Origin of the sequence: Advenella mimigardefordensis DPN7, assembly GCF_000521505.1 — a bacterium.
GTDB lineage: Bacteria > Pseudomonadota > Gammaproteobacteria > Burkholderiales > Burkholderiaceae_B > Advenella > Advenella mimigardefordensis.
This window is the reverse complement of the sequence record NZ_CP003915.1, coordinates 1209016-1231289: the sequence shown is the minus strand read 5'-3', so window position 1 is coordinate 1231289 and position 22274 is coordinate 1209016. Positions and strand designations below refer to the sequence as shown.

Below are 22274 nucleotides of genomic sequence, written 5' to 3'. Positions count from 1 at the left end.
GGCTACCACGACTACTATGACCTCTGCTGAGTCCTCGCTCCGGTTCGACACCGTTACCCTTTCAGGATCAAGGCGAGGCTTCCCCAGATAAGAACGCACTCCTTCATCGCACAACCGCTGCATCTACGCCACTTCGCCTTGGTCACGAGAGCTTTGCGGTTTATGGCCCGCTCGCCCTGCTTGGCAGCGCCTTCTATGCAGTTCTTGTCCATCGGCTCGCGATTTACGCTTCACGCTTCCTTCCCACGCTCGGTCACCCTCACGCAGTTGCGCTTCACTTCGCTCGTTGTGACCAACTCGCGGCGGGACTCGCACCCGCAGGAGTACGCCCATGCTGGGCGTACCATAAAAAAACCGCCCTGAAGGCGGCTTTGTTCGATAAATCGGTTATCTCTTCACAAACCAGCTCACATCGAAGCTGGATCGGTACAGCTGGGTTTCGGCATCTCGATCCTCTCCACGCCATGCGACGACGTGAGAGACCGGTTCAAACGCGTCACGTAGCGACTCTGCAGACAATCTGGTGTCGTTGGCGGAGTCGCCGTAAACATCAATCTGTATCTGGAAGTTGTCGGTATCTGGCACCCTATCCATACGGTTTTCAGGGGATCCACCGACCACCTGCCAGACGGCATAGGGCTTTGCTACGTTCTGAGGCGCCATGCCGAACATATACACCCGGCAGGGGCTCGACCCGAGCCGTGACTTAACCTCCGCGCTGGCAAATGCAGTAACGAAGACGGGGGGGTAGTTCATCGCAACGCTACCTTGAGAAGTTCTTTATTAAGGACTTGAGCGGCACGCAGTGTAGCGGATGCCTGTTGCGCATCGAATGCGGGACGCATGAATGGCTTCGCGGCCATCTTGACAGTGCCATACTCCAAGAACACCCAGTGATACGTCGGATTCGCCTTTGTTGGTCGGATATAGACCCGCTGCACTGGTGACCCGCCGTTATCCCTTGTTCGCTTGGCGCTTAACCGATTGGATACCGATTTCGATATGTTCTTTGGTGTGGATTTATCATCCAGTCGGCGAGCGTTCGCACGTACAGCGCGAGCAAAGACCGTTCCGCCAGCAGACAGCGAGCGACGCAATGGTGCTTTTTGCATCCTGGGAGGCAGTGCGGCAAGCGTCTTTGTCAGCTTTTGCAGGCCCTCGACCTTAACGAATGTCGCCATCTTCAACCCTCTCAAAAACAAAGGACGCGATATCTTCGCGCCCTATTACTGTTTCGTAATCGTTCCATTCTCGCCGTCTGAATCCCTGTCGGGCGAACCATGCCGTGATCCCGTCAGCCGTGAAATACCATACATGCTGGTCTTTCCGAAAATGCTTGCTGTTTAGACAATGCGTCTCGCTCGTAAAGATCGGGATCGATACGAACGCAAACCGGCGCACTCGGGCCACAAGCGCCTCAATCCTGTATTCATGTTCCAGCGAATCCCAGAACGTGACTGCATCGTGTTCGCCTGCCCAGTAGTCCACATACGCCCCGCGCTCCTGCAGCCACTCCACGCCTGCCGGATTCACGTCGAACCCCACAGTATCGCCACCGCGCTTCTCCAAGAATGCACCGTCACCAATACCGAAATCCATGACCCGTCCATCCCAGTACCGCGCGACCATTTGTACCCGAACCTCATTGAGAGCCCGGCCTATCGGTGTGTCTCGGTCTTTCCTGTACTTGTCGAAATACGCACGGTCATACGGCATATCCTCGAATTTGACCGGGTAGAACCCCATCCCTTTCTCGGGCCACCACTTGAGTGTGTCCCCTTGGACTTGTGGCGCGGATTCCATCAAGCCAAAATGTGAATTTACGGTCAAATCCATTTATCGTTTTCTCGCATTGGTGATTGTTGTTCGTGCACATGCAGAATCGCTCGGGCTTCGCCCAGCCGACCCGCTTCAGGTTCATGTACCGCTTGTCAGTAATCTTTTCTGGCGCGTTGTGTCCACCATTGCCACCGAGGATCACATATAACGGCGTCCCTGCAGCGATACAGGCTGGCACAATCCATCCCACTCCACCCACCACGACAGCCGCACTCTGCACTGCGGCCAGTAGCTGCGTCACGCTCAGTTCGCCCTTGTGGTAATACTCGTCGGCTTCCGGTGGATCGCCAACAATCCATTCCTGGCCGTCCTGAACATCTGCGATAGACACGACATGAAAGCCTTTCTTGCGCAATATCCGCGCCGCCTGATTCACATATTCGGGCTTCGGGCTACGCGCTGGATTCATCCACTCGCGCCGCACCGTTACCGGACGAACAATGGCGACCGGCTCGCTTGATCGGATTGGGGATTTGCCGAAATCTGGCAGATCGAAAATCGGTTCGACTCCGAAATGGCCCATCATCGCGGTAATGATCGACCCTTTCGCAAGCTCGGCAGGCGTGTAGCTGATCCGGACTGTCCTGGCATAGCGGGGCGGAAAATGCCATCCATATACCGACATCCGAATGTTCTTTCTCTGTGTCCTCAATATAGTTGTAGGTCGAACGCACTTCACATCCAAGTCGGAAAACAGTTCAGGCCATGGCGTAGTTAAATATGACCCGGGCAAGTTTTTCAAAAATCCGCGCTCGAACAAGCAATCTCCGAGTCCGTTCATACCGAGATAATGCGTCGGTGTCGGCAGCCTAAGTATTCTGTATCCCACGCTCACCCTTCGTTAACTCCATCCTCACACCGCAACCGCCACTCGCGGCGGGCAGTCACGTCAGTTTCGGCGGACACAATGTTGTATACCCGGCCATCCCAAAGGATTCTTAGGCGGTATAGATCAATCCGGTCAATCGGAAACCATCGAATATTGATTCTGGCTGTGGTTTGCGCTTGCTTGGCGTCAGCGGCGATGAATTCCTTTCCTGGTCCGGTCAGCACTTCTGCTGGGACGTTATCCAGCGGCTTGCCGGACAATTCGTAAGCCACCCACTCTCCCACCTCAGCGCCGGTGACCGGATCCTGCCCGGTTATCATCCACTCTTGGATAGCAATGCGGTGGCGTAGTCGTTGGGCGAGCATTTACACCCCCAGTCCACAACGGAACGGCATCAGCTTAATTTCCGCCGCATCACGCAGCTTTCTTGCGTCATCTGGTGTCGCCTGATAGTTTGCCTGGAGCAACAGCAGCACTCCCATCACAAAGGACGCTGGCAAAGCGGGCTCGCTCACGGGTTCACTGTCGGGAATATACGGATAAGGCGCATCAATAAACTGCAACGCCTCGTCTTCTGCCGCATCCAGCAGTATTTGCAGCTTCCCATCGTCCGCTTCGTGGATAACGTCGAGAAACGCCTTGGCGTCTTCCAGATTGATCGCGCTCACAGTGTTTTCTCCAAGTCACCACGCGGGAAACACGTTAAAGCCGTTTCCCTACTGCAATTGATAATGTCCAAATCCGGCATTTCGCGGCGCAATTCCCCGAACATTCGGGGCCAGTGCTCGACATTCCCGGCATTCTTCAAGCCCCGAGGGTGGTTCCCATGCCAGTGAGCCATCCCGCCGGTGCGCTGCGCGTCATAACCCAGCAAAATCACCCTCGTTGCGCCAAGATGCGCAGCCAGAGCGATCGCGCCAGCACCTGAGTTTCCGTAATGCTTGATCGGATATGGCCGGACACCTCGTAAGGCACTATGGCAGGTTGCCTTGATACCATGGAAATTCAACCTATCTAAATACATGCGCCACCAATCCAGATCCATTGCATAGAGCACATCAGCCCATGGCGCGATCTGGTAGGTAGTATTGGTAACGATTACTTTTCGATCTTCGGCGCCCGTTTGGGTCCGCCACTGTCGGACTGTTTCGCAGTCTTGTTCTGTGAGGCTTGGGCCGCTGGCGATGCAGACTGCGGTTTCCCAGCGGCCTTGCTGGGGTCTTGAAATTCACTCACCAGACCACGCGATGCCAATTGGGTAAATTGCGCCTGCCGCAGATCAACCGATTGGCCGCGACGGACAACCTGGCCCTCATGTAGGAAACTGCGCAAGACCCGTGATGATACATAGCTCATTTGTCGCTCCATGCTGGCCGGAGGCGAACCCCCGGCCATGGTGATTACTCGCCGAACGAGCCAGTAACGAAGGCTTCAGGACGGTACACAGCCAGAGCCAGGCGCTCTTCAGCGCGGATCGTAACCATGTTGTTCTCGAAGTCTTTGTCATTCTCTGTGGATACCAAAACCTCGGCGTCCATACGATCGAAGATCTGAGCCCCCAGAGAGAAAGCGCCGACCAGGAAGTCGTCCTGCGTCATGGCCTGCGTATCGACAACTGGACGATTCCACAGCGTTTTCTCTGTGCCGCTCTGTGGTTGGCCGATGATGTAACGGCCTTCCTGATCTTTGGTCAGCTCGATGGCGGCCCAATCAATAGGATTCAGGACAATACCAGAGGCGGGGAACTCAGCCAGTTCCGCTTGCAACAGCGCGAGACGGATTGTGTCAATGCGCTGCGAGTTCGCCACAGTAATACCGGAGGCGGCAGCATATGCCGATGCCTGAGGAACAATGCCGAACACATTGGCGCCAGTACCGTTGCCGAACAGGAACTGCGCTTCTTCAGCCATCGTCAGGCCATATCGAGCGCGCGCATCGATATAGCTTGCCAGTGCCGCGGCGTCGTCCAGAATCTGGCGAGACGCTTTGAACAGATGGGCGATCGTACGGACTGGCGCATTTTCCAGTTCAAAAGTCAGATCAGAGTATGGCTTTGGCTGACCTTCGGACACAGGCCGGGCATTATTTGTAAACCCGGTCTCACGGACGTATTCCACGTTATTGCTTGTGGTGCTCCCTGGCGCCAGCAGATCGCGGATGGTCATACGACGCAGGCCGGGCATTACCACACCCGGACGGCGATCAGAACCGACAAGAGAACCGCCAGATGTATCGACAGAGGTAATGGCAGAGCGTGGCAGCGTCACAGAACGCGAGCCGCGAAAGCTTGCGCTTACTCCCTGTTCGGTCAAGCTATCGGCAACCAGCCGGCCAGCGGAAAGGATTTCTTCCCGTTCTTCGCGCTTGCCTGCATTCATCAGCTTTTGCTCGACCTCCAGCATTTGCGCTTGCAGTTCACCCTGCTTGGACAGTGCTTCGTCCACTTTTGCACGAGTTTCGGCAGCCATTTCACCAGAGGCTTTGATTTCCTTCTGGGTCTGTTCAGCGTATTGTTTCAGGGAATCACCAACCTGTTTCAGGTCGGCTTGCGTTTGTTTCTGGGTTTCTTCCAGAGCTTTAAAATCGGTCATGGTAATGACTCCATAAAATTAACGGAATCGGCATAGGGGGCAGTCATCAGACTGCACCCCTGCCACACCACCCGGCATGCGGGTCCGCACCGGGCGGTTCGAGAAGTTGAGGTCATGAGAGACGAGGCAGACCCAGGTTATCGAACCACGCGATCGTCAGCACACTATTGAGCAGCTTGCCACTGTTGCGCCACCAGCGACGGCTGTTGGCCGCCACGCGGTGTGCTACTGTCACACTAGCACCTAGAGTGCGTAGCTCACGGAACATCGTTTTACCGCGTTTCCACTGTTTGAGCTGGATTGCCCGTAACCGGTGACGTATCCATTCCTCCAGTGTTTGCCAGAGTTTTTGGGATTGCGCCAGCCGGAAGTAGCCCTTCCAACCCAGCATGTAGGCACGCAACCTGTCCACCACATCCTGCATACTGCGTCCGCCCAAGCGGCGCGTCAATTGTCGCACGCGTTGCTTGAACGCCATCACGGCCTTGGTCGCCACTCGGCGCTTGACCACGCCCTTGGGGGCCATCCAGAAGCTGTAACCCAGGAATTTGCGACCCGTAAATACACTGGCAACCGCGCTTTTGGTTTCATTGACCTTCAGGCGTAGTCTAGCGTATAACTGTCGCAGCAGGTTCATTACCCGTTCACCGGCACGGCGACTGCGAACGTAGACGTTGCAATCGTCAGCGTAGCGAACGAAGCAATGACCCCTGCGTTCCAGCTCCTTGTCCACCTCATCGAGCATCACGTTGGCCAGCAACGGCGAGAGCGGTCCGCCTTGCGGCGTGCCCTCGTGCCGCTCGATCACCACACCGCTATCCATAATGCCGCTATTCAGATACGCACGGATCAGCCGGATCACGCCGGCATCAGCAATGCGTTTCTGTAAGCGATTAATCAGGATGTCGTGGTTGACCCGGTCGAAGAACTTCTCCAGATCCACGTCCACCACGATACGGCGGCCGGACTGCACATACGACTGAGCGGCAAGCACCGCATCATGCGCCCGCCTGCCCGGTCTGAAGCCGTAGCTGTGTTCGCTGAAGGTGGGGTCAAGGATGGGTTGCAGCACTTGCAGTAGTGCTTGCTGGATCAGGCGATCCGTTACCGTCGGAATACCCAGCTCGCGCTGGCTACCGTCAGGCTTGGGTATCATTACCCGTCGTACCGGGCTGGGCCGGTACTTACCTGTCAGCAACGCCTCCCGGATGGCAGGCCAGGCGCTCACCAGGTGGTGGGCAGTCTGATCAATGTCCAGACCATCCACCCCGGCTGCTCCTTTATTGGCTCGCACCCGCTTGAACGCGGCTTGCAGGTTCTCTCTTGTCAGCGCCGCTTGCAGCAGCGCTGACCCCGTATCCTCATTGCCATATCGCGGACTCCTTGTTTCCTCGCTGACAGGATCACCGGCGGCTTCACCGCCAACTACACCCGTCCGCTCCGCTGGGGCAGTCATCTGAGGCACTACAAGTTGTATCGACATGTCGAGTAATACTCCTTCTCGTTCGGTCCTTCGTCGCTTCGACTCCGAACCTCCCCGATTCGGCTACCACGACTACTATGACCTCTGCTGAGTCCTCGCTCCGGTTCGACACCGTTACCCTTTCAGGATCAAGGCGAGGCTTCCCCAGATAAGAACGCACTCCTTCATCGCACAACCGCTGCATCTACGCCACTTCGCCTTGGTCACGAGAGCTTTGCGGTTTATGGCCCGCTCGCCCTGCTTGGCAGCGCCTTCTATGCAGTTCTTGTCCATCGGCTCGCGATTTACGCTTCACGCTTCCTTCCCACGCTCGGTCACCCTCACGCAGTTGCGCTTCACTTCGCTCGTTGTGACCAACTCGCGGCGGGACTCGCACCCGCAGGAGTACGCCCATGCTGGGCGTACCATAAAAAAGCCGCCCGAATAGGCGGCCTGACAGTGCTGAACCGGATCACTGAATCGGGAATATCCCCTTCAGAGATGCGGCAATGGCGGCGGTTTCCTTTGCCGTCACATGGACAGCCTCTGGCATGTCCGTCGGGATAGCGTCTTGCTTATCCCCGCCAACAGCGTTTTGCGTGCTGGACTTGATATCTGAATAGAGTTTCCGTCGCTCCGAACGCGGCATACCGGCTTTTGCAAGGCAGGCATCCATCCGCTTTAAGGCATTGGCGCTAGCGGTCGTTTCGTCTGATTTTTCGGTTACTTCGTCTGACGCAAGCGTATCTGTGGCAAAGCCCAACTCAACGCAGCGCTTGCCGCGAATAAATGTCTCGTCGTCCATCATTTCAGCAACATCGGTGCCGTCAACACCCGAACGTTCGGAGTACAGATCAGTCATGGCGGCGTCGAACTCTTCCATGTCGTCCGCTGCGCGGCGCAGATAATGACGATTCCCAGCCAAAATCGTCCAGCAGTTGTGAATCATCAGAAAGCCGGACGATGCGATATGTCGCTCGGCGCCCGCCATGAAGATCACGGAGGCAGCGCTGGCGGCCAGTCCGACAACCTTGGTTGTGACGGTTTTGGTATGCTCTCGCAACCGGTTGTAGATGGCGATGCCTTCGAACATGTCACCACCAGGGGAATTGATGTACACAGTGACCGGGTTATCACCAATCGAGCGCAATGCAGCGTCGATCCGCTGGACCGTCACGCCATCGCCATACCAGTTCTCACCGATAACGCCGTAGATTGTGATCGTATTTTCTGTGCTTTCGACCGCAGCACGGATGGCGGGATTCCACTTATCCAGCGCGCGCGGGGCCAACTCACAGTGCCAGGCACGCGAGCTCAAGTTTTGAATATTCATAGTCATTCGCCTTTTTCAAGCCAGTTTGTGAGGGCCGCACGTACCGTCTGGCTCTCCGTGGATTCGCCCAATTTGTCTATCGGAACAAGATTGCTTTGTACGGTCAGGACAGCCGCATTACCGCCCATGCGCGGGAGATTTTCCTTCTCGCGGCAATCATCCCGCGTCCAGATACCGTTCTGAGCCATCTTGCTGTACAGCTCTGCCCGGGTTGCGGAGTCGGCTCTCAGCAGCCCCTCAAGATTGAATTCGCTGTAGAGCGTGACTCGCTGCACGGGAGTCAGAAGCCGCTTGTTAACGCATTGCTGAATTTGCGAGGTGATGGGCGAAATCACGAAAGTCAAGAACGAGATCATCTGCTGTTCGAGACCAGTTCCCCAGTTGCTACCTTTGTCGGTATGCCCAATCATCCAGGGAGGAACGCCGAACCACCGGGCAATTTCCTCAACGCTGTACGACCGAGACTCCAGCAACTGTGCATCGACCGGGTTAATTCCGATAGATTCAGTACTGACGCCTTGCTCCAGAATCGGCGGCTGGCCTGCGTTAACGCTGCCCTGCAACTCCTTCGTGTAAGCCCGAAACTCTTCGCGCTGGTGCTTTTGCAGGATGCGATCAACCTTAAATGCAACCGCCGGCATCAAGCCGTTTTTGAATGTGGAGTTTGCTGCCTCATCAGCAGACATGGCGGCGCCCATCACATCAACCCCGTACCTGATAGCTGAAAGGCCCACCCGCCCATCAAGCGCGAACGCCGGGATGTGCAGCATGTCTTTGTTCTGAATTCGTTGGCGGGCACCAGTCTTAGGCTTGTACCAGTACTTGATGTTGCCGTCCTCGCCACACTCGACTGTCATCTGACGCGGCAAAATGAATTCCAGGCCAATGACCGTGCCATCACCACGGCGGTGAATCTTTGCGTACGCATTCCCCCACAACAACATCGACGCAACAATCGCTTGCCAGAACTGAAATGCCGTCATATCGTCGTTCGGGCTGGTGTGGATCACATCATAAAGACTGAAGTCCCGAGCGCTCACGCGCCCGCCATCGCTTTGGCGGCGGTACAGAGAGTACGGTAGGCCAGCTACAGAATTACTAATCAAGCGAACGCATGCCCAGACGGTAGACAGCCGCATAGCGGAATCAGTCGTTACCGACTTCCCGCTGCTGGACAAGTTGCCGAAGAATGAGCTCCAGAAGGCGCCATCAGTCAGTCGAATCGGCGATTTGTACCAGATCGATTCGCTTTGGGCGGCCTGCGCCACTACATTCAGAAAGCCCTTAGCCACTGGTCAGCCCCTTCCGAATGAATGTTGAAACGATCAGCAAGGATGCGCCGGCGGCGCACAGCGCCCACCCTGTGCCAGCAAGGACATACACGCCAGCGACAAGCGAGGCAAGGCCTGCCAACGCCGTCAGCATGAAGGTGTAAAGTGCAATTTGCATTGTTCGTCCAGTTATCTATGTAGCGGGTTTCGAATCGCTTCCATAAATGATTCGTTATCGTCTTCTTGCGCGGTCATAATTTGGCCAACAGCCATAATTAATGCCACGGCTCCGTCAATCTTGTTGTCATTGCCCTGCTTGATCGGACGCACAACATCGTCGTTTCCCGGCAGAAACTTACCGATCACATTCCCAATACACCAGGTCATGATCGGATTTCCGTCGTGATGGAACCGGCCAGAGGCAATAGCCGCCTCCAGCTCCTTCATCGGGTCGGATAAATTCGTGTAATTCTGTGTAATGGTGACTGGCGCCAGGCCCTCATCATCCAATTGATGCGACAAGTTCGTCGCGCCGTGTGGGTCAATCGGGGAAACCTGAACTGGATTCAACCGGTTCGCTTCTTTGGCTTCCTCAAGGATGTCCCGGTAATCCACTTCCGCGCCATCAGTCGGCGTCAAATGCCCGGTATTTACCCATTTCTGGAACCGTTCAGCCATTCGCTGATTTTCGTTATCAAAAATCGTATCTTCTGGCACCCAGAACTTAGGCGCCACACTGTAGTAATGTCTCTTCCCGTCAATATCCCGCCAGAACAGGCGCGCCATGCTGTTCATATCCAGTTTGCGCGCCAAGTCAAAACCCAGCACACAAGGCTGACTATCGAATTGCTCCAGCGTCAGGGTCGTGTCTTTCAACGACTCCCAATCGGACACATTAAAGAATCCCGATTTCGCGGTTACCCACACTCCAAGATGTTTGGTTTTGAACGTGTTCGTAAACCGCGCCTGTTTGATGGCTCTTTGCTGCTGACTGATAAGATAGTTCTCGTACACAGATACGCCCAAATTCGGGTTTGCCTTCGCAAGAACTGCTGGGTCTCGCCAGTCGTCGCTCTCGTCGATCGTCCAGATCCAGCCAAATAACTCGTCATTCGGGACAGTACCTTCCAGCATCTCCACCACTTCTCGCCGTTTGTCGTAACACGGCCCTTCAATATTCGCGCCTGCGGTCGTGATGATGAACATCAGTGGCTGTTTCCGCGCCCCCATACCCGTAAGCATGGTCGTATAGAGATCATCACTATCGTGTTCGTGGTACTCGTCCACAATTGAGCATGACGGGCTGGCTCCATCGCCGGGATTCCCAATGATCGGCTCAAAACGGCTGCCATCGCTGGGGCGGTTCATGTTCGAGGCATTGACCTCGATTCCGGCCGCATCCATTAGCAGCGGCGTACGCTTGATCATGCTCTTGGCCGGGCGGAATACCTCCCACGCTTGCTTTTCAGTTGTGGCGCCAGAATAAACCTCCGCCCCATACTCGCCATCAGCGCAGAACATCACAATCCCGACCGCCGCGGCGATCACACTTTTCCCATTCTTTCGGTTAACTTCCCAATAGCTCTCGCGAAACCGGCGCATATTGTCCGATCTGCGCTTCCACCCAAAGGTGCAGGCAATGCCGAACTTCTGCCATGGCTCCAATGTCACCAGTTGCCGCTTGAACCCCCACTCGCCTTTGACAAATGGCAACAGCTCCATCAAAGCTATACGGCGCTGCGCCTCTTTCTCATCGAACCAGTACAGATATTCTGGATCTTTGGATTTGTCCAGGTCATCGAAATGACGCTGACATGCCAGGGCAACATACCTGCAAGCCGGAATCTTACCGGCCAGAACATCGCGAGCGAACTTATGCGCCTGTTCGACGGCTGGGTGCTTAGCCATTGAGCAATGCCGCAAAGGGATTGTCGTTATTGTTGGGGTCTGTAGGACCACGCAACCGTTGCCGGCTGGCCGGGTCTAATCCAAGCATCCCGCCAAACGTCGACATTGTGCCAGTCGCCTCTTTGATCGCAGTCAAAGCAGGATTCTTTACTGGACTACCCGACGCCCCCAAGACCGTAACGCCGTGTTTCTGCACGTCTGCCTGAGCCATCCGGAACTGATCGTACGCATTGCAGTACACCTCAAGGTTCTGCACATCCGTCGCTTCCAGCACCCGTTCTCGACACAGCAGCGGGCACACCGTGTCCCACATCTCGCGCCCAAACTCCCCCATCCAGATCGGGCAATCGATTGACCGCACCAATCCAAAATCGGGTTCTTCGGTATTCAGTTTTCTCTTTCCGGGATTACCTGCAAGCTGCTTTTTCGCAACCGGCTTAGGCCTGCGCCCGGAGCGTCCTGCGACTCCTGGCATGGATAATCTCCGTTAAATATGTTTCCAAGTTTGGCGCAGCCAGATGGCGCGCACATTATCTCTTGTCACTCTCAAAACCTTGGCTAAAGCGCGCGCTTGATCCCAATTCTCGCAGGACAGTATTTTGCGCACGTCGTTCTCTGTCAATTTGGATAAATGACACTCTGACCCAGGTCTGGAATTACCATGCTTTATACGATCGTCCGCATTATCTTGACGACTTCCGTATCTGAGATTCGTTAGATTGTTGTTTGCCCTAACTCCATCGTTATGGCAAACCTCCATCCCTTCGGGGCACAGCCCGACAAAAGCCATCAGCACCAACTGGTGAACGCCCTTCCTTACTTTTACCCCGCCTTTTTCCAAGCTCACGTATAAGTAACCGTTCCCCGAATGCGTCTTCATAAGACGGGCTGGGCGGAACTGTCTGTATGGCGTACCTTTGTATTCCGCGTAGGCATATCGCCCTAAACTGAGGACTTTACCCATATTGCTGACCTGATAAATCCCTTCGTAGCCTGGAATATCTTCCCAGACTTCCTTTGACTCATCGGCTATCTGGCTAAATTTCATAATTCGCGCACATATTTTTTCACTTGGGGGTTGCCGTCAGGAAGCTTTTGCCCCTCGGTTTCGATCCCCCTACCCCTATATGAGAATCGCTCTCATTTGATCGGTTTGGCGCGATTTCTCGCCTCTTCCGCTTCTCTCTGGGTTTTCGCACGATGGTGGGGAATGCATTTTGATTCTAAATTCCCATCATCATCCGTCCCACCCATCGCCTTGTTGACGATGTGGTCCACTTCCTTGGCAAGCGTCAGCTTCCCGTGTCGATAGCATTCCTGGCACAGATAACCATCGCGCTTCAGGATTCGTTCCCTCTGCTGCTGCCATCTATATCCGTATCCTCGTTGTGTTGTCGTGCCCTTGGCTGGCTCTGTGCGTCTCCACCCTACTGTATCGGTCTGGTGCTCGTCGCAGTGGCCGTTCTTGTTCCTGTGTAGGGTGTTGCATCCTTTGTGTCTGCATGGACGCTGTGGACGTTGTGGCATTACTGTCGGCGCTGGTTCAATGTCAGCGTCTGTGGAATCTCGTCATCTTCCCCATCATCCGCAATCACATCCAGCAGTGCGCCGTTGATCTCATTCTGATCGGCTATCTGCTGTGCCAACGTGAGGATCGCTGCCGTAGTCTGGCGCTGTTCCTGCAGTGCTTGCGTCTGCGCTTCGGTGTTTCGGTTCAGCGCTTCGATAAGCTGGCTGATCTGCTGTTCTGGCGAAGAGTTGCTTTGCTCTGTCATATGCTACCTGTGCGTAATGTTTGGCTATTTGTCGGCGGCGTTCGCATCCGGTGCAAGGCATTACTTCACCCTCACGGACAGACCACGCTCTACCCAATACGCTACCTTGCCCATATCAGGCTCCTGCCCGGTCAGAGTAGACATCATGCGCACACCGTACAGGTAAGGCATTACCCACCATGCGACATGGATGGATAGTTTGACGTGGGCCATTCAAGACTCCTGATTGTCCATTGCGTCGTTATCGGTAAACTCACCACATTGATAGCGCGGCAGGCCGTCATCAACTACCGCCCAATTACGGGAATTATTGTTATTGAGAGTAGTCACATCGACCTGCCTAACCTTCACCGCAACTTCCGATAACTCCACATCAACCGTCTCAACCATTACAGTCAGCTTCAACGTCGGGATTTTGTCAACGCCGCAATCCAGATTAAAGTCCGTCAGTCCTTCCACTTCCTTACCATCAAGAATCACCTTCCCTTGGTTGATCGAAGTCATTACGATCTTGGCATGTTTGTACATATCGGCATCCAGAAAGAGAAACGCCCCTGCATCGATAGACACAAGGGCGCTTTAAGGGCTAGGTGATAGCCATGAGGAGACAGCAGAAACGAAAAAGGCCCCGACGAATCGGAGCCTGATTTCAGAGGGACCTTCCCCCACCCGCGTATTATCCGTCAGAACGATACTTAATGCAAGACAATTTCATTCGTCTGGGCGGAAATCTTGATAATACTGTAAATCAAATAATGAAATGCTTTCGACTTCGTTCAATCGAATCACACATCTGAAGTCTGCAAGCTTCGCGTTGGACGGTTCGCCGCTTGTATTAAAATGTTCAATCTTATTCTTCTGATACACATCAATGTAATTGCTGTCGAATTCAACCTTCAAACTATCTTTCTCCCGATGACCACTGAGGTACGGAATAATCACAATATTATCGGAATCGATACGTTCGAATTGTTCTCGATCTATAAGGCCAACATAAACCTTTCGAGACTTTAAAGAAATCTTCACAGGTTTTACTTCGGATGACGCATATATTACTATATCCGATATTGCATCCTGCTTTCTAAGTTCGTCGGTCCAGTTTTTGTTGCTATCTTTAGACAAATCCTGTTTTATTTTCTGCGGCCCCATCAATATTGAGAATATGCCCACGGCTATAACCCAGACATCTATTCCAGCAATTTGTTTATACCAAAGGAATTGCGTCAATGCAGTGACTGGACGAGCTTCAATACCAAAAATGGCGATAACGAGCGAGAAAATTATCATTGCCCCATATATTGCGGGCACCAAAACGATGAATGTAACAAAACCAAGCCATAAACCGCCAAGGCCATGATTCCCCAACAATACATATGATTCCCACCCAGAGCTTCGTTTTAGGATCGATTTCTGAGCAGGTATAGCTGTGCAGTGTCTGTACCCTAGTACAAGAATCAAAAGTACAAGGAGAAGAGCCATTTACCGGTTCTTCAATTTTATTTTTGAAAGGCTGGTCAAATGTTTATTAATGTTATCTTGAACTTTTTGATTTTTATAATTCAAGCGCATACTTCCGTCTGCATCCAAAATCAATACATCATCACGAGATGAAGCTGATTTAGGGGAGGATTCTAATTTTTCCCCCACAAAATTAGCCAATTGCATAACGCGGTCAAGAACAACCATAGCAATCTCCTATACAAGTGGGCTCAAAATCAAAACCAGCAAGAAACTGGCTTGCCCAATTGAAAATCATGCAAGAAAGCTTCTTTGAGGATTAATTGTATTACAAAACGCAACACAGAGCAAACCATCTATTTGGCCAACACAGGTCGCAAATCCACTTCCCTCGCCATCAGCCCACGCCGCACGAATGGCATCAGCAACTGTTCCTTCGCCTCCTGATACATCCGGTGCTGCTCTTCCCTGCTTATCCGTGGATTCTTGAAGATGGTATTGCCCAGCACCTTATTGCCAACTGTGACACTCAGAGCGGCCCGGTGCATGAACGGCAGCAGGTCAATCTCGGCTTCCATCTGTTCGGCCTGGTTGGCAGCGATACGAGCGTCGATTTCGTCCCCATCGATATACGTATCGTCGGGCTTAGCTTCCCGGGTGAATGGGCATGCCTTGGGTGCATCCAGCGCAGGACGGTAGGCCCGGTTGTGGCGCCACCATACTTGCAGCAATTCTTCCATCTGGGCTGATTCGTTCTGTGTCATGGGTCTTTCCTCGAATGGGTTTGGTTGTTTGCGCTTCTGGCGGCGAAGGGCTGCTATTTCGTTTTCCTCTGCCGTGAGGGATGGATCACGACTGTAGTACCTGGATGGCAGCGCGGTCATTGCTCACCCCTCAGCGTGTGATAGTCCCATACGACTTCACGTACGTCGTGACGCTCACAGGGCTTGATAATCCTGCCCAACGTTTCCTCGACGTTGCTCCCTGTTGCTGTGCCGATGAATCTTCCAGAGTCTATGATCTGCAGATTGACCCTGAGAAATCCGTTCCCCCTCTGGACCAATACGCGAAGCCAGCCATCAGGATTGAATACCAGGCCGGTAATCGGGTCTTTTTGGGGCTCTGTGTCAGCATCCCTCATTGCATCCTCCGCCTCGCTCAGTCCTGGGCCGTGGTGGGGTACTAGCTGGGCCACCTGACCCTCAAGCGCCCGAAGGTCAAACTCAAGTGCAGCGATCCGCCTGCGCATCTTTTTGTATTCGATTTCCATTATTTGTCCCCTGTGAAGAACATCACCAGCCCAATAGTCGCGTAGCCCAATGTCAGCACCATAGCGATGGCCCGTCCCCAAGTGTTGGATGACGACAAATACACGTTGAGCCAAAGAACCATCATCACGCTCATGAAATTTAATTGAGTCATCCCTCGTACCTCTCCATTGAGTGCCAAATAAATTGTGCAAAGCAGGCAAGTAGAAAGCCAACTATGCAGCCGAGTAAAAATACTAGTAGGATCATCAGAACACCCCCGGTTTGCTGATTTCGAGCAGAGTAAAGCGCCCGAAATAGTCCTCGGGAAGCCAACCGCCGGTGTCGATGTGGTGCACATTGCCCAGCGTCATGACCGTTGGATGGCAGTTATGCCCGACGACTACATGGTCGATTCCAGAAACCGGCGTATCATCTTGCAGGCCAAACCGGTCTCTCGCCCACATGGCCCGCTGGCGATAGCCCTTGTTTGCCAGGTACTGTTCGAGATCATTCCAATCAGGGCAAGGCACGTCTGCGTGGATGATTCCTACCCGGCCATTGATGGTTTCGACTTCGATAGCGAACGGCAAACGTTCCAGCTTCTGGACTAGGATTTCGCGCATTTCCGGCACAAGATCGATGAACCAGCCACCCCCGTTGCGGCGGTAGTGATCATCATCCATCTTGCCAATTCGGTGATAACGGATAGCAAAGTCGTCATGATTCCCCCGGACCGGGAAGAAAATGCCAGATTCCGTGAAATTAATCATGTCCTCGTTCTCTGGCCCGCGATCCACCAAATCACCTACCGAGAACAGCCGATCATCGTAAAGGCTGAAATTCACCTCTTTCAAAACCGCCATCAACTTGCTGAAATTCCCGTGAATATCGCCAACAACGAAATCCCGGCCTTTGGTGTTCATTTCAAACTTGTGTACGTAGGTCATTTGGCTGCCTCCTGACATGTTGATTCGATCCTGATCCGAGTTTCCGGTGTCAGCCCATACCGCTTCCAGCAGTGAATATCCACAACCTGACTGTCGTCCTTAAATACGATGTCATTCATGGCATCAAACAGCGCTTTCTGAATGTTGTCCGCATCCGGCTTCTTCGTAGGGGCAATGTGATCGGCAGCAGCTTCCATCTTTCGTTTCCCTGACCATGACGTTGGTATGGGCAGGATTACTTCAATCGTCGCCTTAACCGGCCCCATCCACATATCCCTGCCTTGCATAGCCTGCTTGGCTGTCCAACTGACCAAGTTCTCAAAGTTGACCGTCTTCTCTGGCGTGAATGCCATCGTCCTCCCCTTGACTTTCACGACTCGAGCGCGGGCCTTTGGGACGGCAGCGCCGGGGACAGTGAATGTGATGCTAAATGGGCTCATGCTCTATGCTCGAAAGTATGTTTGATGGTGTCGATCAGCCCTTCCATAGTTCCGTGCCTGCGTCGGAACCTGAAATTTGCCTGTGCGTAGTCACTCCAATCGTCAAAATCATCTGGATATGGCATTACGCGATTGCACCGCCAGCCCTCAGCACGGAAAATAATCCACCCCTGCGCCTTGAGAATTGCATCGCGTTCTGCATCCTTTCTCTGGTCGTGCCACTGCTTCCCATCGCATTCCAGTCCAACTTTTACGATTGGGTTACCAAAGTCCAAAAAGAAACGATCTACCGGCAATTGTGGCCAGAGCGGGATTCTGCTGAATCTGATATCCTCCCAAGATGCCGCCTCAATTGGAGTGAATACCCTGCTCCAATCAGCGATCCGGTATTGGTCCGTTTCCATCCATGAAGCCTTTCCAGCATCAACCGATTTCTGAAACAACCGATAGTTATGCTTGATACGACTAAACCTTTCAGCCAGCGGCATATCCAAAGAAACATCGAGGTATGCTGTTTCGGCAGTGAAGCCACTTAGTAGATTCTGTACGGCATCCGATATTTTGATGAAATTGTCCATATCAGTCCCTCAGCCCGTTGGAGTATTTCGGTTTAGGGGCCGCCTGCCCGAATAGCCGGCCTCGTTCCAAATTGCTGAATTTTGAGTATTGGCCCTCAAAGACCAGACCGACAGTCCCCGGTTCACCCTGACGGATTAGACCAACGTTCACCTCGCAGATACCTTTATCCGTCGTTTCTGGGTGGTAGACTTCGTCCCGGTACATGAACAAAGCCATGTCACAATCCTGTTCAATGGCGCCAGAATCTCGCAGATCAGAAGGAAGCGGTCGTTTATTGGGTCGAGATTCAAGGCTCCGGTTCAATTGGGAAAGCAGGATGATGGCTATATCCATTTCCAGTGCCAGCGCTTTTAAGCCCCGGGTAATGCCTTCGATTTCGGCGTTCCGGTTTGCTCCCTCGCCCACCATAAGCTGCAGGTAGTCAATCACCAGAACTTTCAAGCCGTGCTTTCTTGCGACTCCGCGCGCTTTGACACGGACATCCATCAGGCGCAGACCACCTTGGTCGTCCACATACAGTTTCAAGGCGCTTATCGTGGCAACTGCTGTGCCGACCCCATCCATTTCTTTGGTGGTTATCTGCTTTGGGTTCAGCAGGTGTGATAAGTCCACCTTGCCGATACTGGCAACATTGCGATCATGAAGCTGGCGCCGCTTCATTTCTTGCGATAGGAACAGTACCGGGTGGTCGTAGGAGATATTCACAGCGATGTTCATCGCAAGACTGGTCTTGCCTGTCTTGGGGCGACCGGCAATCACACACAGGTCACCGCCTCGCAGGCCACCGGACATTTTGCGGTCCAGATCAGCAAACCCAGTCGCAAAGACCGCCGTGCCGTTACCCTCCTCTCGTCGCTCCAGTTCGTTCAGGTAGTCGGCTAGGTCGTCACTCGCCAGCACAGGCTCATTACTCTCACGATTCTCTGCGATCTTCTCCAACTCGGACTGCGCCATGTCGATAACCGCCGCGGTGTCTGCTCCTGCCTTGGCAGCATCCTCCTGAATGCGGATACCGACCGTCAGCAACTTGCGCCGCTGGGCCGTTTCACGCACGATCTTCGCGTAGTGGCCGATGTTCGACACACTGGGGGTGTTGGTTTCCAGGCTGGCAAGGTACGCAATATCGCAGACCCCTGCCAGCTTCTCGGACAGCGTGATCACGTCTACCGGCTTACCGGCTTCGATCAAGCGCTTAGTTTCGGCAAAGATCGTCTGGTGGTCAGCGCGGGCGAAATCCTCTTTGCTCAGCATTCCAAGGCGGTCATAGGCGTTGTTGTCCAGCAGCAGTCCGCCAAGTACACTTTGTTCGGCTTCAAGGGCGATATTCATGCTGCCTCCCTATGCGCCATTTCAGCTTGCTTGCCGCGAGTGGTCAGCGAGTAAGTGCCATCTGGTTCAACCCACCAAATTTTCAACCAGTTCTCCTTCACGGCAGTCAGGAACACGATGCGCCAGTCCTTGTACCGCTTGGCGGCAGATGGACCATCAGGCAGATAGCGAACCTTGAACTCTTCCCAGCACAGGACGAGCATTTCCTCGGGGAGATTGACACTGCCGGCATACGTCAATAGCGGTTGGTAGTCAGCAATCACCGGTTCACCATTCGCCTTGCAGTTCTCCATGAAAGTTTTCAGGGTGACAGTTGGTTTGCTTTTTCGTTTTGCAGGACCATCAGGAATGTCCGCCTCGGATTCCGGGGCGGAATATATATTGGTTAATGGTTTATGGTTATTGGTTAGGGTTTCATTCGCTTTTGATTCGCTTTCCGAAATAAACCCACTGGGTTTTTCTGGGTTTTGTGCTTCTGTATCAGATTGATTATCAACAGGTTTATTTTTCGCAGGACGGCCACCTTTCTTACCGTTCTCTCGGTTTTTCTCTGCTTTCTGGTGATACTGATCAATCTCAGAGTCACAACGACGATGTGAATACCCATCTTCGGACAGCTCAAAGAAGTCGTTCAGTACGTTTTTGACTGCATCCTGTTCTTCTTGGGTTTTTGCTGATAACCGACGCATAACCCACTGGGTTTCTTTCGGTATTGGCTTTTCTTCCATGTAGTACAGGTCGATAAGCTGGCGATAGATTCCATGCTCAAGCAGACTCAGGTGGGACGTATCCCTCCTGTAGTCGCCTATGTGGTGTTGGTAGTAGTTCAATTACGCAACCTCCGCTTTACGGATAGCTGTAGTCAGACGGCGCTTTGCGTTGTATTCCGCCTTCTTGGCTTTCCTGTACTCAACCAGGCAACTATGGGCGTGGGTCATCATTCTTTCCCAATCCTCGCTATTGCGATCCAGCTTCTGGAACCGGTCATACCCTTGATCGTCTTTCCATTCAGAGCAGGAGTCGTAATAAGCTCGTTTTGCAGCGGCTGTACGGCGACTGGCGGCGTGATGGTCGATAGCTTTCTGAGCAATATCCATCAGAGCAATAATTTTCTTGGCATCCATGATTACGCTGCCTCCGCTTCAATAGACAGCGCATAGGCTTCCATCCATACATCAGCGTGATATGCCTTCACAGTCCCATAGTTGGCATCGAATATGTCAATGGCTGGAATACCCATTTCCGTTCCGGTGCTCTTCAGGTGGCGCCAGTTGAACTTTTGCCCGTGATACAGCATTTCCATGCGCTTCACAGTGGCGTACTGCTTGGAGCGGTCAAGCTGGGTTTCCAGTGCCTTGGCTTTCTTTGCGGCCTGGCTGGCGGTGTTCATTGCTGTAGCCTCACGGCGGGACCCAATCTCTGCCTTGGTTGCTACTGCTTCGTCTCGCTCATAGGCAAGCTGGATTTTTTCTTGCTCAGCAGCCAGCGCCATGGTGAGCAATTCGATTCTGGATAGTTCTGTCTTGGACGACCGCAGCTCATAGAACGCCTTGACCAAGCGCTTTTTGAACGTCCGCACTATTTCTGAATTGCGCATGTAGGTAATAAGCAACGTAGCTTGCTGCTCATTTAGCACTGCATACTCCGTAGGACGACCACCAGAACTTTCGGATTTGAAATCCAGAAGTCCAAATTCCTCCAGATCCAGCTTGTATTCCCTGACCAGCTTGATAACGCTGGCATGGTCATTACTCGTACCCAAGGCGATTGCCATACTGGTAGTAACCAATTCACCGGATTCGTTTTTATTTACAAGTTCGTGATTCATGTTTATAATTCCCTCATCGATTGAGTTAACGAATCAAGCCGCCGCCACAGCGGCTTTTTTCATGCCTGCAGTTTCCGTCGCAGACTCCACGTTTGAATTTGCGGCGGCCCATAGGCGCGGGAACGCCAGGGCAAACGCATCTTCGACTTCTTTCATCCACTGACCGCGCATCTGCAATTCAGCGCGAGTCGCTTGAACCAATGAGGCTTCTTTCTGCCAGCGCTCAAACTTGCTGCCGAAAATCCCGCCTTGGTCATGTTCCCGGTGGCAGTTCACACACAGCGCCATAAGCTGGCTGTCGCATGCCTTGATACCCATGCCTTTTCCGTAGTTGGAATGCGCGGCCTGCGTCATCCCTTCCAGTCCGCAGTTAACGCATGGCAAAGCAGCCACAAGGCGTTGATGCCGGGCTGAACGTAGATAGTTGAGTTTTTTGATCTTCATGCTCCCTCCGGGAATTGGAGAATGACGCCGCGGCGCCGGAAATCGTCCTGGACCTCTACGGCGTATTTGCTTAGTTGCTCTTTGGACATAAGGGAAGTGACGGGCAAGTACCGCATCACCCTCAATTTGTTTTCGTAAGACATACCCTTGATCGCTGAGTCGTACACTCCCCTGAATTCGTCATCTTCTGCGCGTAGGATCGGTACACCGTGATGCAGCTTGCAGTAGCACTTCCATCCAAGTTCGTCATCCTCGCGCAGTTCTCGGGCGATCTGCTCATAGAAAACATGGGTGATGGCGTTTTGTGGCAGAGAACGTGCCTTGCCTGTTTTGATGGAGATACGTAAGAACTTGTGGCGAAGGAATAACTCCCGAGCCTTACCTATAAAACGCTGCAGACCTTCTTCGCTGTTGACGATATCGGTGCTCATGCTGCCCTCTGCGCGATCATTTCTTCCATGATGTTCAGTTGAGCATCGCGGGTGATGTATTGGAGGACGACCCAATTGCCTACAACCAGGCACCAGTCGCGTACCTTGTCCATGGGTAGATCCCGACGGCGTGGGTTGTCGTCAATGTGCAGGTAGTCAGATACATGAGACGGATATAACCCGGCATGCTCAGCGGCAAGCGCCTTGGTCATTTTCTTTCTTGCCTTCAACTGCCAAGACAGGCGGACCGCATCCCGATAGGATTTGCACAGGCTCATTTCTGCCTCACTCGCGAAGGTAGGAGGGTTAACCGGGCCAATCAGAGGAAGTTCATACTGTTTCATAGGAAAATTTCATTAAATAACCAGTTGGCTATGCAGTTGAATTAAGGCAAAAATAAAACCCATGCAAACCTCACATGGGCGTGAAAAATGACTACGCGACTACCTTTTCGACCAGTTCAGGCCAAACCTTCTGAGCATCTTTCCGAAAGTGAAGGCGGGATATTCCGCTCTCTCTTTCCAAAGCTGGACATGCCCAAGCAGGAACCTGTCCAGCCT

34 protein-coding genes are annotated in these 22274 nt (G+C 53.2%); all 34 read right to left on the bottom strand.

The window, feature by feature from the left end; all coding sequences use genetic code 11:
* Positions 1-387: 387 nt before the first annotated feature.
* The 34 genes from gp17 to MIM_RS05600 all read right to left on the bottom strand — a co-directional run bounded on the left by gp17 (position 388) and on the right by MIM_RS05600 (position 22058).
* Complete coding sequence (gp17, locus tag MIM_RS05765) at positions 388-756, bottom strand: tail completion protein gp17 (protein ID WP_025371815.1); 369 nt, start codon at positions 754-756, stop codon at positions 388-390.
* Positions 753-1181, bottom strand: coding sequence for an HK97-gp10 family putative phage morphogenesis protein (locus tag MIM_RS05760; protein WP_025371814.1), 429 nt, complete (start codon positions 1179-1181; stop codon positions 753-755). The genes gp17 and MIM_RS05760 overlap by 4 nt, the downstream gene beginning before the upstream one ends.
* The gene (locus tag MIM_RS05755; RefSeq protein WP_042070013.1) at positions 1165-1746 is read right to left on the bottom strand and encodes a methyltransferase domain-containing protein; all 582 of its coding nucleotides are present in this window, start codon (positions 1744-1746) and stop codon (positions 1165-1167) included. Before MIM_RS05755 ends, MIM_RS05760 begins: the two co-directional genes overlap by 17 nt.
* Positions 1706-2464: a hypothetical protein gene (locus MIM_RS05750; RefSeq protein WP_222836918.1), complete on the bottom strand. Its 759-nt coding sequence runs from the start codon at positions 2462-2464 to the stop codon at positions 1706-1708. The genes MIM_RS05755 and MIM_RS05750 overlap by 41 nt, the downstream gene beginning before the upstream one ends.
* A 206-nt stretch (positions 2465-2670) precedes the next feature.
* Positions 2671-3033, bottom strand: coding sequence for a head-tail adaptor protein (locus MIM_RS05745; protein WP_025371811.1), 363 nt, complete (start codon positions 3031-3033; stop codon positions 2671-2673).
* Entirely contained in the window at positions 3034-3336 is a 303-nt protein-coding gene (locus MIM_RS05740) for a head-tail connector protein (RefSeq protein WP_025371810.1), read from the bottom strand.
* A 430-nt stretch (positions 3337-3766) separates the two neighbouring features.
* On the bottom strand, positions 3767-4024 hold the full coding sequence (locus tag MIM_RS23150; RefSeq protein ID WP_025371808.1) for a hypothetical protein: 258 nt from the start codon (positions 4022-4024) through the stop codon (positions 3767-3769).
* A 44-nt stretch (positions 4025-4068) separates the two neighbouring features.
* Positions 4069-5259, bottom strand: a complete 1191-nt coding sequence (locus MIM_RS05725; protein ID WP_025371807.1) for a phage major capsid protein — start codon at positions 5257-5259, stop codon at positions 4069-4071.
* 112 nt (positions 5260-5371) lie between these two features.
* A complete protein-coding gene (ltrA, locus tag MIM_RS05720; RefSeq protein ID WP_025371806.1) occupies positions 5372-6742 on the bottom strand; it encodes a group II intron reverse transcriptase/maturase in 1371 nt (456 codons plus the stop codon).
* 451 nt (positions 6743-7193) lie between these two features.
* Positions 7194-8054, bottom strand: a complete 861-nt coding sequence (locus tag MIM_RS05710; protein WP_025371805.1) for a head maturation protease, ClpP-related — start codon at positions 8052-8054, stop codon at positions 7194-7196.
* 2 nt (positions 8055-8056) lie between these two features.
* Positions 8057-9346, bottom strand: a complete 1290-nt coding sequence (locus MIM_RS05705) for a phage portal protein (protein WP_025371804.1) — start codon at positions 9344-9346, stop codon at positions 8057-8059.
* Complete coding sequence (locus MIM_RS23145; protein ID WP_158318702.1) at positions 9339-9503, bottom strand: hypothetical protein; 165 nt, start codon at positions 9501-9503, stop codon at positions 9339-9341. The genes MIM_RS05705 and MIM_RS23145 overlap by 8 nt, the downstream gene beginning before the upstream one ends.
* A gap of 11 nt (positions 9504-9514) precedes the next feature.
* A complete protein-coding gene (locus tag MIM_RS05700) occupies positions 9515-11233 on the bottom strand; it encodes a terminase large subunit (RefSeq protein WP_025371803.1) in 1719 nt (572 codons plus the stop codon).
* Positions 11226-11708 carry a phage terminase small subunit P27 family gene (locus tag MIM_RS05695; protein WP_025371802.1) on the bottom strand — a complete coding sequence of 161 codons (483 nt, stop codon included), beginning with the start codon at positions 11706-11708 and terminating at the stop codon, positions 11226-11228. Before MIM_RS05695 ends, MIM_RS05700 begins: the two co-directional genes overlap by 8 nt.
* 12 nt (positions 11709-11720) lie before the next feature.
* The gene (locus MIM_RS05690) at positions 11721-12281 is read right to left on the bottom strand and encodes an NUMOD4 motif-containing HNH endonuclease (protein ID WP_025371801.1); all 561 of its coding nucleotides are present in this window, start codon (positions 12279-12281) and stop codon (positions 11721-11723) included.
* Between the two features lie 92 nt (positions 12282-12373).
* On the bottom strand, positions 12374-12760 hold the full coding sequence (locus MIM_RS05685; RefSeq protein ID WP_025371800.1) for an HNH endonuclease: 387 nt from the start codon (positions 12758-12760) through the stop codon (positions 12374-12376).
* On the bottom strand, positions 12760-13008 hold the full coding sequence (locus tag MIM_RS23140) for a hypothetical protein (protein WP_025371799.1): 249 nt from the start codon (positions 13006-13008) through the stop codon (positions 12760-12762). Before MIM_RS23140 ends, MIM_RS05685 begins: the two co-directional genes overlap by 1 nt.
* Before the next feature lie 60 nt (positions 13009-13068).
* Positions 13069-13221, bottom strand: a complete 153-nt coding sequence (locus MIM_RS23305; RefSeq protein WP_169733356.1) for a hypothetical protein — start codon at positions 13219-13221, stop codon at positions 13069-13071.
* Positions 13222-13578 (bottom strand): hypothetical protein, encoded by a 357-nt coding sequence (locus MIM_RS05675; RefSeq protein WP_144084591.1) that lies wholly within the window; start codon positions 13576-13578, stop codon positions 13222-13224. It lies immediately after the preceding gene.
* Positions 13579-13719: 141 nt separating this feature from the next.
* Complete coding sequence (locus MIM_RS22035; protein WP_025371797.1) at positions 13720-14487, bottom strand: hypothetical protein; 768 nt, start codon at positions 14485-14487, stop codon at positions 13720-13722.
* Positions 14488-14694, bottom strand: a complete 207-nt coding sequence (locus tag MIM_RS05665) for a hypothetical protein (RefSeq protein WP_025371796.1) — start codon at positions 14692-14694, stop codon at positions 14488-14490. It abuts the gene before it with no gap.
* A gap of 128 nt (positions 14695-14822) precedes the next feature.
* Positions 14823-15230 (bottom strand): hypothetical protein, encoded by a 408-nt coding sequence (locus MIM_RS05660; protein WP_025371795.1) that lies wholly within the window; start codon positions 15228-15230, stop codon positions 14823-14825.
* 116 nt (positions 15231-15346) lie between these two features.
* Positions 15347-15736: a hypothetical protein gene (locus tag MIM_RS05655; protein WP_025371794.1), complete on the bottom strand. Its 390-nt coding sequence runs from the start codon at positions 15734-15736 to the stop codon at positions 15347-15349.
* Positions 15736-15888, bottom strand: a complete 153-nt coding sequence (locus tag MIM_RS23135; protein ID WP_158318701.1) for a hypothetical protein — start codon at positions 15886-15888, stop codon at positions 15736-15738. The genes MIM_RS05655 and MIM_RS23135 overlap by 1 nt, the downstream gene beginning before the upstream one ends.
* A 94-nt stretch (positions 15889-15982) precedes the next feature.
* The gene (locus tag MIM_RS05650) at positions 15983-16663 is read right to left on the bottom strand and encodes a metallophosphoesterase (RefSeq protein ID WP_052342282.1); all 681 of its coding nucleotides are present in this window, start codon (positions 16661-16663) and stop codon (positions 15983-15985) included.
* Positions 16660-17103: a RusA family crossover junction endodeoxyribonuclease gene (locus MIM_RS05645; protein ID WP_025371792.1), complete on the bottom strand. Its 444-nt coding sequence runs from the start codon at positions 17101-17103 to the stop codon at positions 16660-16662. Before MIM_RS05645 ends, MIM_RS05650 begins: the two co-directional genes overlap by 4 nt.
* Entirely contained in the window at positions 17100-17681 is a 582-nt protein-coding gene (locus tag MIM_RS05640; protein ID WP_025371791.1) for an endonuclease domain-containing protein, read from the bottom strand. Before MIM_RS05640 ends, MIM_RS05645 begins: the two co-directional genes overlap by 4 nt.
* A 1-nt stretch (position 17682) precedes the next feature.
* On the bottom strand, positions 17683-19011 hold the full coding sequence (gene dnaB / locus MIM_RS05635; RefSeq protein WP_025371790.1) for a replicative DNA helicase: 1329 nt from the start codon (positions 19009-19011) through the stop codon (positions 17683-17685).
* Positions 19008-19841, bottom strand: coding sequence for a YdaU family protein (locus MIM_RS22030; protein ID WP_025371789.1), 834 nt, complete (start codon positions 19839-19841; stop codon positions 19008-19010). Before MIM_RS22030 ends, dnaB begins: the two co-directional genes overlap by 4 nt.
* A complete protein-coding gene (locus MIM_RS05625; protein WP_025371788.1) occupies positions 19842-20135 on the bottom strand; it encodes a hypothetical protein in 294 nt (97 codons plus the stop codon).
* Positions 20136-20137: 2 nt separating this feature from the next.
* A complete protein-coding gene (locus MIM_RS23400) occupies positions 20138-20839 on the bottom strand; it encodes a Rha family transcriptional regulator (protein ID WP_025371787.1) in 702 nt (233 codons plus the stop codon).
* 33 nt (positions 20840-20872) lie between these two features.
* The gene (locus tag MIM_RS05610) at positions 20873-21283 is read right to left on the bottom strand and encodes a hypothetical protein (protein ID WP_025371786.1); all 411 of its coding nucleotides are present in this window, start codon (positions 21281-21283) and stop codon (positions 20873-20875) included.
* Complete coding sequence (locus MIM_RS05605) at positions 21280-21714, bottom strand: hypothetical protein (RefSeq protein WP_025371785.1); 435 nt, start codon at positions 21712-21714, stop codon at positions 21280-21282. Before MIM_RS05605 ends, MIM_RS05610 begins: the two co-directional genes overlap by 4 nt.
* Complete coding sequence (locus MIM_RS05600) at positions 21711-22058, bottom strand: hypothetical protein (RefSeq protein ID WP_025371784.1); 348 nt, start codon at positions 22056-22058, stop codon at positions 21711-21713. Before MIM_RS05600 ends, MIM_RS05605 begins: the two co-directional genes overlap by 4 nt.
* Positions 22059-22274: the final 216 nt, after the last annotated feature.

Coding starts and splice junctions, on each gene's coding strand:
- MIM_RS05610 (WP_025371786.1), bottom strand. CDS start 21,283: ATGAAGATCAAAAAACTCAACTATCTACGTTCAGCCCGGCATCAACGC.
- MIM_RS05655 (WP_025371794.1), bottom strand. CDS start 15,736: ATGGAAATCGAATACAAAAAGATGCGCAGGCGGATCGCTGCACTTGAG.
- MIM_RS05700 (WP_025371803.1), bottom strand. CDS start 11,233: ATGGCTAAGCACCCAGCCGTCGAACAGGCGCATAAGTTCGCTCGCGAT.
- MIM_RS22035 (WP_025371797.1), bottom strand. CDS start 14,487: ATGGCTCTTCTCCTTGTACTTTTGATTCTTGTACTAGGGTACAGACAC.
- MIM_RS05600 (WP_025371784.1), bottom strand. CDS start 22,058: ATGAAACAGTATGAACTTCCTCTGATTGGCCCGGTTAACCCTCCTACC.
- MIM_RS05605 (WP_025371785.1), bottom strand. CDS start 21,714: ATGAGCACCGATATCGTCAACAGCGAAGAAGGTCTGCAGCGTTTTATA.
- MIM_RS05750 (WP_222836918.1), bottom strand. CDS start 2,464: ATGTCGGTATATGGATGGCATTTTCCGCCCCGCTATGCCAGGACAGTC.
- MIM_RS05665 (WP_025371796.1), bottom strand. CDS start 14,694: ATGGTTGTTCTTGACCGCGTTATGCAATTGGCTAATTTTGTGGGGGAA.
- MIM_RS05725 (WP_025371807.1), bottom strand. CDS start 5,259: ATGACCGATTTTAAAGCTCTGGAAGAAACCCAGAAACAAACGCAAGCC.
- MIM_RS23140 (WP_025371799.1), bottom strand. CDS start 13,008: ATGACAGAGCAAAGCAACTCTTCGCCAGAACAGCAGATCAGCCAGCTT.
- MIM_RS05695 (WP_025371802.1), bottom strand. CDS start 11,708: ATGCCAGGAGTCGCAGGACGCTCCGGGCGCAGGCCTAAGCCGGTTGCG.
- MIM_RS05640 (WP_025371791.1), bottom strand. CDS start 17,681: ATGGACAATTTCATCAAAATATCGGATGCCGTACAGAATCTACTAAGT.
- MIM_RS05625 (WP_025371788.1), bottom strand. CDS start 20,135: ATGGATGCCAAGAAAATTATTGCTCTGATGGATATTGCTCAGAAAGCT.
- dnaB (WP_025371790.1), bottom strand. CDS start 19,011: ATGAATATCGCCCTTGAAGCCGAACAAAGTGTACTTGGCGGACTGCTG.
- MIM_RS05745 (WP_025371811.1), bottom strand. CDS start 3,033: ATGCTCGCCCAACGACTACGCCACCGCATTGCTATCCAAGAGTGGATG.
- gp17 (WP_025371815.1), bottom strand. CDS start 756: ATGAACTACCCCCCCGTCTTCGTTACTGCATTTGCCAGCGCGGAGGTT.
- MIM_RS05710 (WP_025371805.1), bottom strand. CDS start 8,054: ATGAATATTCAAAACTTGAGCTCGCGTGCCTGGCACTGTGAGTTGGCC.
- MIM_RS05645 (WP_025371792.1), bottom strand. CDS start 17,103: ATGAGCCCATTTAGCATCACATTCACTGTCCCCGGCGCTGCCGTCCCA.
- MIM_RS05685 (WP_025371800.1), bottom strand. CDS start 12,760: ATGCCACAACGTCCACAGCGTCCATGCAGACACAAAGGATGCAACACC.
- MIM_RS23150 (WP_025371808.1), bottom strand. CDS start 4,024: ATGAGCTATGTATCATCACGGGTCTTGCGCAGTTTCCTACATGAGGGC.
- MIM_RS05760 (WP_025371814.1), bottom strand. CDS start 1,181: ATGGCGACATTCGTTAAGGTCGAGGGCCTGCAAAAGCTGACAAAGACG.
- MIM_RS23135 (WP_158318701.1), bottom strand. CDS start 15,888: ATGACTCAATTAAATTTCATGAGCGTGATGATGGTTCTTTGGCTCAAC.
- MIM_RS23400 (WP_025371787.1), bottom strand. CDS start 20,839: ATGAATCACGAACTTGTAAATAAAAACGAATCCGGTGAATTGGTTACT.
- MIM_RS23145 (WP_158318702.1), bottom strand. CDS start 9,503: ATGCAAATTGCACTTTACACCTTCATGCTGACGGCGTTGGCAGGCCTT.
- MIM_RS23305 (WP_169733356.1), bottom strand. CDS start 13,221: ATGGCCCACGTCAAACTATCCATCCATGTCGCATGGTGGGTAATGCCT.
- MIM_RS05660 (WP_025371795.1), bottom strand. CDS start 15,230: ATGACACAGAACGAATCAGCCCAGATGGAAGAATTGCTGCAAGTATGG.
- MIM_RS05755 (WP_042070013.1), bottom strand. CDS start 1,746: ATGGGGTTCTACCCGGTCAAATTCGAGGATATGCCGTATGACCGTGCG.
- MIM_RS05650 (WP_052342282.1), bottom strand. CDS start 16,663: ATGACCTACGTACACAAGTTTGAAATGAACACCAAAGGCCGGGATTTC.
- ltrA (WP_025371806.1), bottom strand. CDS start 6,742: ATGTCGATACAACTTGTAGTGCCTCAGATGACTGCCCCAGCGGAGCGG.
- MIM_RS05690 (WP_025371801.1), bottom strand. CDS start 12,281: ATGAAATTTAGCCAGATAGCCGATGAGTCAAAGGAAGTCTGGGAAGAT.